Annotated in this window: 9 protein-coding genes; 3 read left to right on the top strand and 6 right to left on the bottom strand. The window is 56.7% G+C overall.

All coding sequences use genetic code 11. The annotated features are described in order from the left end of the window. Position 1: 1 nt before the first annotated feature. Together ACXIZX_RS05535 and bglX are read right to left on the bottom strand one after the other, a co-directional pair. Positions 2–865, bottom strand: coding sequence for an oxygenase MpaB family protein (locus tag ACXIZX_RS05535; protein ID WP_479403744.1), 864 nt, complete (start codon positions 863–865; stop codon positions 2–4). A 115-nt stretch (positions 866–980) separates the two neighbouring features. Then, entirely contained in the window at positions 981–3278 is a 2298-nt protein-coding gene (gene bglX, locus ACXIZX_RS05530) for a beta-glucosidase BglX (protein WP_061717301.1), read from the bottom strand. Between the two features lie 154 nt (positions 3279–3432). On the opposite strand from bglX, the gene dld reads away from it, so the two are divergent. Then, positions 3433–5142 carry a D-lactate dehydrogenase gene (dld, locus tag ACXIZX_RS05525; protein ID WP_479403743.1) on the top strand — a complete coding sequence of 570 codons (1710 nt, stop codon included), beginning with the start codon at positions 3433–3435 and terminating at the stop codon, positions 5140–5142. Between the two features lie 53 nt (positions 5143–5195). On the opposite strand, the gene ACXIZX_RS05520 is transcribed toward dld, so the two are convergent. The 3 genes from ACXIZX_RS05520 to ACXIZX_RS05510 form a co-directional block, all read right to left on the bottom strand. After that, the gene (locus ACXIZX_RS05520; RefSeq protein ID WP_008102652.1) at positions 5196–7637 is read right to left on the bottom strand and encodes a DUF3772 domain-containing protein; all 2442 of its coding nucleotides are present in this window, start codon (positions 7635–7637) and stop codon (positions 5196–5198) included. 208 nt (positions 7638–7845) lie between these two features. Further along, entirely contained in the window at positions 7846–8784 is a 939-nt protein-coding gene (gene pbpG / locus ACXIZX_RS05515; RefSeq protein WP_479403742.1) for a D-alanyl-D-alanine endopeptidase, read from the bottom strand. A gap of 221 nt (positions 8785–9005) precedes the next feature. Continuing rightward, positions 9006–9593, bottom strand: coding sequence for a Yip1 family protein (locus ACXIZX_RS05510; RefSeq protein WP_008102656.1), 588 nt, complete (start codon positions 9591–9593; stop codon positions 9006–9008). Positions 9594–9759: 166 nt separating this feature from the next. Here ACXIZX_RS05510 and ACXIZX_RS05505 point away from each other — a divergent pair, with 166 nt between their 5' ends. Beyond that, positions 9760–10335 (top strand): DedA family protein, encoded by a 576-nt coding sequence (locus ACXIZX_RS05505; protein ID WP_008102658.1) that lies wholly within the window; start codon positions 9760–9762, stop codon positions 10333–10335. Here ACXIZX_RS05505 and ACXIZX_RS05500 read toward each other — a convergent pair whose 3' ends face one another. Continuing rightward, complete coding sequence (locus ACXIZX_RS05500; protein ID WP_008102660.1) at positions 10336–11112, bottom strand: SDR family oxidoreductase; 777 nt, start codon at positions 11110–11112, stop codon at positions 10336–10338. It abuts the gene before it with no gap. Between the two features lie 117 nt (positions 11113–11229). Between ACXIZX_RS05500 and ACXIZX_RS05495 the strand changes: the two genes are divergently transcribed. After that, a complete protein-coding gene (locus tag ACXIZX_RS05495; protein ID WP_154153250.1) occupies positions 11230–13044 on the top strand; it encodes a glycoside hydrolase family 15 protein in 1815 nt (604 codons plus the stop codon). Positions 13045–13231 lie beyond the last annotated feature (187 nt).

Below are 13231 nucleotides of genomic sequence, written 5' to 3'. Positions count from 1 at the left end.
TTTAGCGGCCCATGCGCTGCATGGCGCGGGTATAAGCGCCGCGCTGAATCGACCAGCGCAACAGTGCGGCGATCACCGCCATTTCCCGATCCACCCGCCACTGCGTCAGCGGCGCAACCGGCTGCTGGATCTGCTGTTGCGCCCACTCCGGCAACAATCCCATCCCCGCTTTCAGCATCACGCGCATGGCCGGTTTTGCCTGCCAGCTGGGCGCGGGCGCGTTAATCAATAACTGCATCACCTCCAGCGTGCGCGCATCGCAGATCAACTCGGGCCGCATCATCTGTAGATACGCCTCAACCGCCTGTACGCTTTTCGGCACCCGCTGCGCACCCAGCGCTTCAGCAACTAATGCCGCTTCCTGATAATAGCGATCCTGATCGGCGAGGCTGAGCTGCGGATTTTTATAGCGCAGATGCGCCGCCAGAAAGCGGCTGGTTTCCGCGACGTGCACCCAGGTGAGCAGATGCGGATCGCTGGCGGCATACGGCTTGCCCGCGTTATCAACACCGGTCACGCGCAGGTGAATACGTTTGACGCGGTCGATCAAGATATTGGCATCTGTGGTGTTACCGAAGGTGGTGACGGCAATAAACTGGCTGGTGCGGCGCAAGCGGCCCATCATGTCCTGTCGGAAATTGGAGTGATCCCACACGCCCGCCAGCGCCGCCGGATGCAACATTTGCAGCATCAAGGCGCTGATGCCGCCGCACAGCATGGAGGTGAAGTCGCCGTGGACGCGCCAGATAACGTGGTCCGGGCCAAATAAGCCGGGATCGCCAGGCGGTTGCGAGATGTCGAATTCGTTGAGTGACAGGCCGTTGAGGCGGAAGACTTGCTGTTGGATGCGTTCGCGGATGTTCATGGGTTTGTGCGCTCGTTGACCTGGTCGGCATAAATGCCGACCCTACAAATCAGTGAAGCATAACATGTAGGGTCAGCGTTCATGCTGACCGAACCAAAGAGCGCAACAAGCTTACTTACAGATAATCAAACTGCGCGTCCTGAGTGCGCACCGAATCCAGTCCAATCATTACGTTGATTTTGCCCGGCTCGGCGATGTGCTGCATCTTCTGGTTCCAGAATTTCAGCGCATCAACGTCGATTTTAAACTTCACGGTCTGCGATTCACCGGCTTTCAGCATGATGCGCTGGAAGCCGCGCAGCTCCTGCACCGGACGGCTAATGCTGGCCACCGGATCGTTAAGATAGAGCTGCACAACGGTTGCGCCATCGCGTTTACCGCTGTTGGTGACGGTCACTGACGCCTCCACCGAACCGTTGCGCGGCATGGTGCGTGACGACATCTTCACCGGCGATACGCTGAAGGTGGTGTAGCTCAGACCGTAACCAAACGGATAAAGCGGACCGTTCACCGCATCGTAGTAATGCGAAGTGTACTTGTTCGGCTTGGCAAAGTTGTACGGACGACCGGTTGGCAGATGGTTGTAGTAAATCGGAATCTGGCCTACGGAACGCGGGAAGGAGACCGGCAATTTGCCTGACGGATTGTAATCGCCGAACAGCACATCAGCGATGGCGTTGCCGCCTTCGGTGCCGCTGAACCAGGTTTCCAGCATCGCATCGGCTTGCTTATCTTCATTCACCACCGTCAGAGGACGGCCATTCATCAGCACGATCACCAGCGGTTTACCGGTGGCTTTCAGCGCTGCCAGCAGCTTCTGTTGGCTAGGTGGAATGACGAGATCGCTGCGGCTGGAGGCTTCATGCGCCATGCCTTGCGCTTCGCCGACTGCGGCCACCACTACATCGGCTTTTTTCGCCTGTGCCACCGCTTCATCAATCAGCTCCTGCGGCGAGCGCTTATCCACGCTTACCGCTTGCTCATACAGATTGAGGAAGTCCTGAATGCCTTTGTTGTCGCTGATGTTAGCGCCTTTGGCATACAGCACCGTCCCTTTGCCCGCCATCGCATTGCGCATGCCTTGCAGCAGCGGGATCGATTGTTTCGCTACGCCAGCCGCCGACCAACTGCCCATGATGTCGCGCTGGCTATCCGCCAACGGTCCCACCAACGCAATGGTGGCGTCTTTTTTCAGCGGCAAGGTTTCACGCCAGTTTTTCAGCAACACAATGCTTTTGCGCGCCACATCACGCGCTTCGGCGCGGTGCAAACGGCTTTCGGCATTGGTGTCCTGCGGATCGCTCTCCTTCGGTCCTAAATGGCTGTAAGGATCGTTAAACAGGCCCATGTCATATTTGACGTTCAGCACGTGGCGCGCGGCATCATCCACTTCCGCCATGCTCACCGCGCCGCTCTTCACCAGGCCCGGCAGATATTTGCTGTAATACTCGTCGCTCATGCTCATGTCGATGCCTGATTTCATCGCAATGCGCACCGCATCCTGCGGATCACTGGCCACACCGTGTTTAATCAGTTCTTTAATCGCACCGTGATCGCTAATGGTGATGCCTTTGAACTTCCAGTCGCCGCGCAGAATATCTTTCAGCAGCCAACTGTCTGCCGTGGCCGGCGTGCCATTCAGCGAGTTGAGCGCCACCATCACGCCACCGCTGCCGGCATCCAGTGATGCTTTATACGGCGGCAGATAATCCTGGAACAGGCGCTGCGGGCTCATGTCGACGGTGTTGTAATCACGTCCGCCTTCCACTGCGCCGTAGGCCGCGAAGTGCTTCACGCTGGTCATGATCGAGAAGCGATCCGCCGCGCTTTTGCCCTGCATGGCTTTTACCATGCTGCTGCCCATTTGCGCGCTGAGGAAGGTGTCTTCGCCGAAGCCTTCCGAGCCGCGTCCCCAACGAGGTTCGCGTGACACATCAACCATTGGTGCCCACGTCATATTCAGGCCATCATCTGCGGCTTCATAAGCAGAGACGCGTCCCACCTCGGCGATGGCATCCAGATCCCAGCTCGCCGCCAGGCCAAGTGGAATCGGGAAGATAGTGCGCTGACCGTGCACTACGTCATAGGCGAAGAACAGCGGAATTTTCAGGCGACTGAGCTGCATCACCTGATCCTGCATGGCGCGAATATCCTGACGCGTCACGGTGTTGAAAATTGCCCCGACCTGACCATGCTGAATCATGTCGCGAACCGCCGATTTTGGCGTATCCGGTCCTACGCTGATCAAACGCATCTGCCCGATTTTTTCATCAAGGGTCATTTTGCTGAGCAGCTGATTCACAAAGGCGTCACGCGCCTGTTCAGTCATCGGATGTGGGCCAAACAAGTCGTCCGCGAAAGCGGGCTGAATGGCTAAGGAGACAGCGAGGCTAACAGAGTAAATCCATTTCATCAGGTCGGGTTCTCTTAAGTGACTGCGCAATATCGAAATAACCGGGGCAGTTTGCCACAAGATGAGGATAGCAGGTAGCCGCCATGTCACACCGCGACCCTGTCGCTGACGCGTGCTACAGTAAATGCGCCATGTTAAAGACAAGGATAGGCCAATGAATAACAACACTTCGCATCCTACTCTGCTCGCCGAACTGCGTCGTCTGGTCGGATCGTCGAACCTGTTAACCGACGCGGAGCAAACCGCGCGCTACCGCAAAGGTTTTCGCTCCGGCGAAGGCGAGGCGCTGGCGGTGATTTTCCCCGGTTCGCTGCTTGAGCTGTGGCGTGCGTTGCAGGCGCTGGTGAGCGCCGATGCGATCATTTTGATGCAGGCCGCCAACACCGGCCTGACCGAAGGTTCCACGCCAAACGGCAACGATTACGATCGTCCGGTGGTGATCATCAGCACCTTGCGTCTGGATAAGTTGCAGCTGATCGACAGCGGCAAACAGATCCTCGCCTTCCCCGGCAGCACGCTGTATCAGCTGGAAAAAGCGCTGAAGCCGCTCGGACGCGAGCCGCATTCGGTGATTGGTTCCTCCTGCATTGGCGCCTCGGTGATGGGCGGAATTTGCAATAACTCAGGCGGATCGCTGATTAAACGCGGTCCGGCCTACAGCGAAATGGCGCTGTTTGCACAGATTGATGCCAGCGGCAAACTCAAGCTGGTGAACCATCTCGGCATCGATCTTGGTCACTCGCCGGAAGAGATGTTGGGCCGGCTGGATGACGATCGCTGGCAGCAGAGTGATGTACGCTGGGACGAGCGCCACGCCTCGGATCACGAATACGCCGAGCGCGTGCGCGATATTAATGCGCAGACGCCAGCGCGCTTCAACGCCGATGAGCGCCGCCTGTTTGAAGCCTCCGGCTGCGCCGGGAAGCTGGCGGTGTTTGCCGTGCGTCTGGATACCTTCCCCACCGAACCGCAGCAGCAGGTGTTCTATATCGGCACCAACAATCCGGCGGAGCTGGGCGATATTCGTCGCCATATTCTGGCGGAGTTTACCCATCTGCCGGTGGCGGGCGAATATATGCACCGCGACATTTTCGACATCGCCGAGGTGTACGGCAAAGATACCTTCGTGATGATCGACAAACTCGGCACCGACAAAATGCCGCTGTTTTTCACCCTTAAAGGCCGCGTGGATGCCTGGCTGAACAAGCTGAGCTGGGTGAAACCGCATCTCACCGATCGTCTGTTGCAGCGCATCAGCGGCTGGCTACCGGCGCATCTGCCTAAACGCCTTAAACTGTATCGCGATAAATATGAGCATCACCTGATGCTGAAGATGTCTGGCGACGGCGTGGCCGAAGCGCAGGCTTATTTGACCGAATATTTCCGCGAAGGCGGCGGCGCGTTCTTCGCCTGCGACGCCAAAGAGGGCGCGCACGCTTTCCTGCATCGCTTTGCTGCCGCCGGAGCTGCGGTGCGCTATCACGCGGTGCATGCCGATGAAGTGGAAGACATTCTGGCGCTGGATATCGCGCTGCGTCGTAATGATGAAGAGTGGTTTGAACGCCTGCCGGCCGAGTTCGATAAGGATATAAGCCATCGTCTCTATTACGGCCATTTCTTCTGCCACGTGTTCCATCAGGATTACATCGTGAAAAAAGGCGTGGATGCACATGCGCTGAAAGAGAAGATGCTGGCGATATTAGCCGCGCGCGGTGCCGAATATCCGGCCGAACATAACGTCGGCCATCTGTATCAGGCAAAACCGCAGCTGCAGGCGTTTTATCAGCAGCTCGATCCTACCAACAGTTTTAATCCGGGGATTGGCAAAACCAGTAAACAGAAAGGTTGGGCGGTGAAGGTTTGATCCAGTGCGGTTGTGGTAAAGGTGGCCATGAATGGCCACCCTACGAGCCGGATTTAGGGTAACGGATCGCTTTGCTGATCTTGTGCCGCAGCCATGGCGCGGCGCTCGATAATCATGGTTTGCGGCGTTGACAGCATAATGCCCTCTTTGCGCAGACGCGTCAGAATATCAAACAGCAAATCACTCTTGGCACCGGAAATCTGACGTTGACCCGCCACGTTGCCGGTGACACTTAACACGATGCCCGCCGGCGTCAAATCTTTGAACGACACTGACGGCTCCGGCGTCTCCAGAATACGTTCGTTCTCCTGATACACTTCCAGCAGAATTTCACGCACGCGCACCGGATCGATATCCAGCGGGAAGGTCAGCAAGATGGTGACCACGCCCTGCGCATTGCCCATGGTGGCGTTACGCACGTTCTGCGAGATAAACTGCGAGTTCGGCACAATCACCGTCGATTTGTCGCCCAGCTGAATTTCGGTGGCGCGCACGTTGATGCGACGAATATCCCCTTCAATGCCGCTAATGCTCACCAGATCGCCGACTTTCACCGGACGCTCGGTCAACAGAATCAGGCCAGAGATAAAGTTCTTCACGATCTCCTGCAAACCAAAACCGATACCAACCGACAAGGCGCTGACGATCCACGCCAGCTTGTTCCACTGCAGGCCCATGATCGACAGCGTCAGCAGGATAATCAGCACGTAACCGATGTTGCTGAACAGCGTCACCAGCGACACGCGCATGCCAACGTCCATGGTGGTTTTGGGCAGAAAATCTTTATCCAGCCAGCGACGCACCGAACGCAGCACGTAAATGCCCACCACCAGACAGAGAATCGCATTGACCATGTGCGCCGGCACAATGTTCAGCGACTCCAGCCCTTTACCGCCCCAGAATTCAATCACCTTCTGGATCAGCTCAATCGGCGTTGACGAGGCAAAAGTGCCGTTCAGCAGTGCCAGCGCCAGAATCGCAATCAGCAGGGTTTTACCCAGCGCGCTGAGCAGCGTCGCCGCCTGTTGCAGGTAGCGCTCATCGATATTCAGCGTGGTTTGCAGGCGCTTGCCGGTGGCATTGCTGGTGGAGAACAGGCTTTCGCAGCCGTCATTCACCAGATGGCTGAGGAAGTAGAACGAACCAAACAAGATGCCGCACCAAATCACCTCATAACTGAGGAAGCGCGCCAGCGTGACGTAACCAATAATCAGCGAAACCAGAATGCCCAGCGCCGTCAGCATCAGCGCCAGCTGCACCAATCCCACCAGCGTTGAACGCGCTTCAGGCTGATGGCCTTCCTGCACCATGCGGCGGCGTACGCGGTTGATGCGCATGCCGATCGCCAGTCCGGTGCTGCCGATCAGCAGCGCGGTCAAGCCGTTAGCAAAAATGGTGGTATTCAGGCTGGTGCCGACGCTGTAGTTGAAGGCTTCCACCGTCTGGAAAACAAACACCAGCGCCGCAGTGAATGGCGGGAACGGTTTTAGCGCCTGCGCCACTTCGTTGGAGATGGCCGGCAGACGCCAGCTTGGGCGACGGGTTGAGAGAAACGCGCGGCCTAAACCGGCAATCAAGCCGCAATAGACGCTGAGCTGCACCAGTCGCTCGACAAAATCCTGCACATCGCCAGAGACTTCGTCGCGGCGCGTAAAGGCCAGCGCGATGAAGTTGAAAGTTAGCACCACCGCCGCCAGCGTGGTGAGCGCGGTGGTGGCGGCGAGGAAGCTACGACGTAAGCGCCCTTCCGGCATTTTATGAATGCTGACCCAGGCAAAGAACTCTTCGCTGTAACGGCGTCCCAGCGTCATCACCAGCATCGCCGCAAACAGCCAGGCGATGGTGCCAAAACGCCAGCCTGACTCCCACGATAGCGCGGCGGTGTCCTGCAATTCGGCGATAAAATCGCTGATCTTCTCGCCATCGAGATCCTGGCTGCTCATCACCGGTGCCCAGAAACGCGGGCCGAGGATACTGCCGGAGTTCAGCGCCAGCTGGCTTTTCAGCTGGTCACGACGCAGGTTGACGATCTGCGATGACAGCACCAGCGCACCGTTTTTGATGCCATCGGCTTGTTTGATCTGATCGTCCAGCTTGGCTTTCTGGCTCTCCAGCGCCGCACGTTTGCGCGTCACTTCGGGCGTCTCTTTCACGCCGCTGTCGGCTTTGGGTGCCGGGCCGAGCACCGCTAACTGGGCATCCAGCTGCTGACGCTGCGGCACTAAGGCCTGGCCAAGGGTTTCGGCATTACCGGAAAGCTCGAGCGCCATCTCATTGAGCTGGTTGAGCTGGCTTTCATTGGTATCGCCTGACACCTGGCCTTTAATTTTGTCGAGAATTTTCTGCATTTTAGGCAGCTCGACCGAAGCATTAACCTTGGGTGCGGCATCTTCCGCCTGATCGTTGGGCGGCGTGTCGGCGGCCACGCTCAGCGTGGGGGCTAACAGCACTAACAGCAGTAAAAATGGGGTAAACAGGTGACGGAACTTGAACATATGAATGAGATTCCAGCGTAATAACAGCCGATAAACGCAAGTGCGATCGTGAATGGCGGCTAGTTTAAGACGTTGCCGACACTGAAACTATAGGAATGAAGGTGTAAAACTTTGGCGCTAACGATAAGAAATTTTTTCGGTAAGTCGAGGTGAAACAGGTCGCCATTAATGGCGACCCTACGACAGATTGCAGCTTACCTGCGAGTGATTATTCCGCCTCGTTGTTGCTGGCGGTCAAACCGGACTTCTGCTTTTTATACGCCAGCGCCGCGGCCGGAACCGGTGCGGCTTTGCCGGTTTCCAGCCAGTCGCGCAGGCGATTAGCATCGGCGAAATGGGTGTACTTACCGAAGGCATCCAGCACCACCAGCGCCACCGGGCGGTTGTTGATCACCGTGCGCATTACCAGGCAGTGCCCGGCTTCATCGGTGTAACCGGTTTTGGTCAGCTGAATACGCCAGTCGTTTTTGTACACCAGATGATTGGTGTTACGGAACGGCAGCGCGTAGTTCGGATGTTTAAATACCGCAGTATCTTCTTTGGTGGTACTCAGTTCGCCAATCAGCGGGTACTGACGCGTGGCTTTCACCAGCTTAACCAAGTCTTCAGCACTGGAAACGTTCTGAATCGACAGGCCCGTCGGCTCCACATAGCGCGTGTGCGTCATGCCGAGTGAACGCGCTTTGGCGTTCATGGCGCGAATAAACGCATCGTAGCCGCCTGGATAGTGATGCGCCAGGCTGGCGGCAGCACGGTTTTCCGAGGACATCAGCGCCAGCAGCAGCATGTTGCGGCGGCTGATTTCGCTGTTCAGTTTGACGCGGGAGAACACGCCGCGCATTTCAGCGGTATGGCTGATATCCACCGACAGCATTTCATCCATCGGCAGTTTGGCATCCAGGACCACCATCGCCGTCATCACTTTGGTGAGTGAAGCGATCGGACGTACGCGGTTAGGATGGCTGGAAAACAGCACTTTGCCGTTTTCCAAATCAACAATCATGGCACTGCCAGAGGCGATTTGCGGTTGAGCAATCGGCGCCAGGTTAGAGAGTGCCGCCGGCGCAGCGTGCGCGGGCGTTACAGCGGCTGGCGCGGCGACAAAAAGCGCCAGCGACAGCAAGGAAATACGCATTTTTGCAGACATCGTGTCAAAAAAATCCGGTAAGGAGTTTTGCGCTGTGTTGAGACACAGGCCGCCCGCAACAATCCAGACAGGATGCGGGCTGGCAGCAGTATCATACGCACTTACCTGAGAAATTTCTTATCGAGATTGTTTCTGGGCGTTAAAAAGGTCGCCATGAATGGCGACCCTACGAGGTGAGTGCGTTTTTTGTAGGGTCGCCATTTATGGCGACCTGGCTAACCTCAGAACAACCGTGGCCCGTAACCCCACAAAATCACCGTCAGCGCCAGCAGCACCTCAAACACCAGTACACCAATCGCCAGCGTTGAACCGGAGAAACGCAGGCTCTCTTCACGGTCAATGCTCAGGAACACCGGGATACCGACATAAAGCAGATAACCGGTGTAAACCAGCGCCACCGCACCCGCCAGCACGCAAAGCCATACCAACGGATAGAGCGCCACCAGCCCGCTGAGGAACAGCGGCGTTGCCACATAGCCGGCAAACACCGTGCAGCGCTGTAGGCTAGGACGCTGCGGATAGTTACGTGCCATCCAGTGGATCACACGCCCCATCACCGCCACGCCGCCGAGAATAATCAGATAGAACAGAATGCCGAGACCGATACCGGTCAGTAGATTGAGTTGTACGAATTGCCCTTCGCCCAGATTCCAGCCCAGTTGCGTGGTCCCGATAAAGGCGCAGATCACCGGGATCGCCGCCATTAGCAGAACATGATGGGTGTAATGGTGCGAAACGCTCTCATTTTCCTGTTTAATATCGCGCATTTCCTGACCTGGATGCGCCAGTAAACCCCAGACATGATTCATACATCTACTCCTTTGCTGCGATGGGCTGCCCTTACAGCTAACGGCCTGATCAACGGAGGCAGCGTTAACTCAAGTATAATCGTCAGCGCCGTTTTTGCGGGTCGCCACACAAATTAAGCCGCTGGTATACACTAATAGCGATTTCACACTTTGCAGGGAGGATAATTTGCATCTCGATATCAATGGATTAATCACCCAATACGGTTATCTGGCGCTGCTGATTGGTTGTATCGCCGAAGGGGAAACGTTCACGCTGTTGGGCGGTGTGGCAGCGCATGAAGGCTTACTGCACTTCAGCGGCGTGGTGCTGGCGGCAATGGCGGGCGGCATCATTGGCGATCAGCTGCTGTTCTGGCTGGGACGTCGTTATGGCACGCGTATTTTGCGCCGTTTCAGTAAACATCAGGAAACCATCGGCAAAGCTAATCGGCTGATTCGCAAACATCCCAGCCTGTTCGTGATTGGCGTGCGCTTTATGTATGGCTTTCGCATTGTCGGGCCGATCATCATCGGCACCAGCCATCTCAAGCCGCTGCGCTTCTTTATTTTGAATGTGATTGGTGCGGCGCTGTGGTCGCTGATCTTTGTTTCGCTCGGCTACTTCGCCGGACAGATCGTTGCGCCCTGGCTGCACAAAATCGATCAGCACCTCAAGCCGGTATTGTGGCTGGCGGCAGCGGTGATTTTCGGCATCGTCCTGCGCTTTATCATTCGCCACTGGAACCGCCGCCGCGCCGGTTAATTACTGGTGGTAACCCTTAAACTGTGGATTGGCCAGCATAAAACCACCGTCGACAATAAACGATTGTCCGGTGGTATAGGTTGCCCACTCCGAGCAGAGCCACGCCACTAAACTCGCCACTTCACGCGTATCGCCGGGACGCCCAATCGGGATTTCCGGCATACGTCGCCCTTGCTGATCATCTTTCATATCGTTCATTGCGGTGGCAATTGCGCCCGGCGCGACCGCGTTCACCAGAATATGGTGCGGCAACAGACTCAACGCCATCGACTTGGTCAGGCCACCAAGCGCATGTTTGGCGGCGGTATAAGCAGTGGCATCCGGCAGTGGCGTGTGTTCATGCACCGAGGTGATGTTGATGATGCGTCCGCCGTCGCCCTGATCCACCATATGGCGCGCGGCAATCTGCCCACACAGAAACGCGCCATCGACATCCACATTGAACACCTTGCGCCAATCCTCAAAGGTTACGTCGAGAAAGTCGGCTTTGGTCATCACGCCGGCGTTGCTCACCAGCACATCGATGCGCCCCAGCGAGTTGATCAGCTGTGCCAGTTGCTGCGCGCCAGCTTGCGGATCGGAGAGATCGACCTGCCGCACCTGCGCCTGCTGTCCACGGCTCTCCACCATGCGTGCGGTTTCCTGGGCGCCCTCTTCATCCGAACTCCAGGTGATGCCAAGCGTATAGCCCGCTTCGGCCAGCATCACCGCACAGCTGCGACCAATGCCAGAACTGGATCCGGTGACCACAGCGACTTTCTGTTTTCCTGAGCTCATAACATTCTCCTGATTGAGGGTGTCTTTACAGTATAGAAGTTATCCTTCTGTGCCTCGGCGCCGCCGAATCTGCCGTTTCGTCTATAGTTAACAATTACATACGCATTAGGGGGCACGATGAGCGAGATAAAACGAAGAATAGACGACCACGGTGTGATTGGTGATTTACGCACCTGCGCCCTGATCGCGAATGACGGCACCATCGATTATTTGTGCTGGCCGGAGCTCGATAGCCCGTCGGTTTTCGCCGCCTTGCTCGACAGCGATGAGGCAGGCCTTTTCTCCCTCGCGCCGGACTGGAAACATGCCCGCCAGCAGCAGCTTTACCTGCCTGATACCAATATTCTGCAAACCCGCTGGCTGGATGACGCGGGCGTAGCAGAGATTACCGATTACATGCCGATTTGCGATGAACACAGCAAAGTGCCGCGTATCGTGCGTCGCGTGAAAATGGTACGCGGCACGGCAAAATTTCATCTGCTGTGCGCCCCGCGCCATGACTATGCACGCGCCGAAACCACCACCGAGCTGCGGCCCGGCGGCATCGCGTTTCTGGCGCCCGGACAACCCACGTTGCGTCTGAGCGCTACAGTGGTGATGACGCGCGAAAATCACAGCGCGGTGGCGGAATTCACCCTGAAAGCCGGTGAAACCGCCGAATTTGTCTTTGGTAACGATGACGATGCCAACGTGGCCAAGATCGCTACCGAGCAGTGTTTCCATGACACGCTGCAGTACTGGCGGCGCTGGAGCAGCCACAGTTCCTATCGCGGTCGCTGGCAAGAGATGGTGACGCGTTCGGCGCTGGCGCTGAAGCTGCTAACCTCGCATCAGCACGGTTCAATCGCCGCAGCCGCCACCTTTGGCTTACCGGAAGAGTTGGGCGGCGAGCGCAACTGGGATTATCGTGCCTCGTGGATCCGCGATGCCTCGTTCAGCATGTACGCGCTAATGCGCCTCGGCTACACCGAAGAAGCGCGCGACTTTACCAAATGGGTCGGCCGCTGCGTTGAACACAGCCACGACGATACGCCACACTTACAGGTGATGTATCGCCTCGACAGCGGCACCGAACTGCACGAAACCGAGTTGCTCAATCTTTCCGGCTACGCCAATTCGCGTCCAGTGCGCATCGGCAATGATGCCTGGCGTCAGACGCAGCTCGATATTTATGGCGAGCTGATGGATGCCATTTATCTCGCCAACAAATATGGCGAGGCGATTTCACATCGCGGCTGGAAGTACGTCTCCGATATGATCGATTACGTCTGCGTTAACTGGAATCAGCCCGATGCTGGCATCTGGGAGATGCGCGGTGAGCCGGAGCATTTCCTGCATTCACGCCTGATGTGTTGGGTAGCATTGGATCGCGCGCTGCGATTGGGCATGAAGCGTTCATTGCCGATGCCGTACGAACGCTGGGATCGGGTGCGCAGCGAGATCCGCGACGATATCTGGCAGAACTTCTGGAACCCGGAACTGGGCCATTTCACCGCCACGCGCGGCGGAACCTTCCTTGATGCGTCGATGCTGCTGATGCCGCTGGTGCGCTTTGTCAGCTCCACCGATCCCGACTGGATTTCGACGCTGGATGCGATTAAAACGCATCTGGTGAGCGACGGTTTAGTTCGACGCTATAACATTCACGAGACGCCTGCCGATGCTTTAACCGGTGGCGAAGGATCCTTTGCCGCCTGTTCATTCTGGTATGTGGAGTGTCTGGCGCGTGCGGGTCGCGTACATGAGGCGCATTTTGAGTTTGAAAAGTTGCTGAGTTACGCCAATCCGCTCGGTCTGTATGCCGAAGAGTTCACTTCGCACGGCGAAGCATTGGGTAACATGCCGCAGGCGTTGACGCATCTGGCATTAATCAGTGCCGCTTTTTTCCTCAATCGTAAACTGAGTAATGAAGTGACGCTGTGGCAGCCGTGAAAATTCACATTTTGGGCTGCGGATCCAAGAGAATTGTCTGGTAAAGACAAGGAATTGCGTAAAGTATCTGCAGCCAGTAAAAATCCTGATTTCCATCAATGCGTCAATGCACATATAATGCGCAGCGGGTCATACTGACCACGATGGATTCGACACACTGACAAGCCTGAAACATGGCCATAACGAC

It is taken from the genome of Candidatus Pantoea symbiotica (assembly GCF_056491525.1).
Note: the sequence above shows the minus strand (reverse complement) of the source record. Positions and strands in the feature narration are given on the sequence as shown.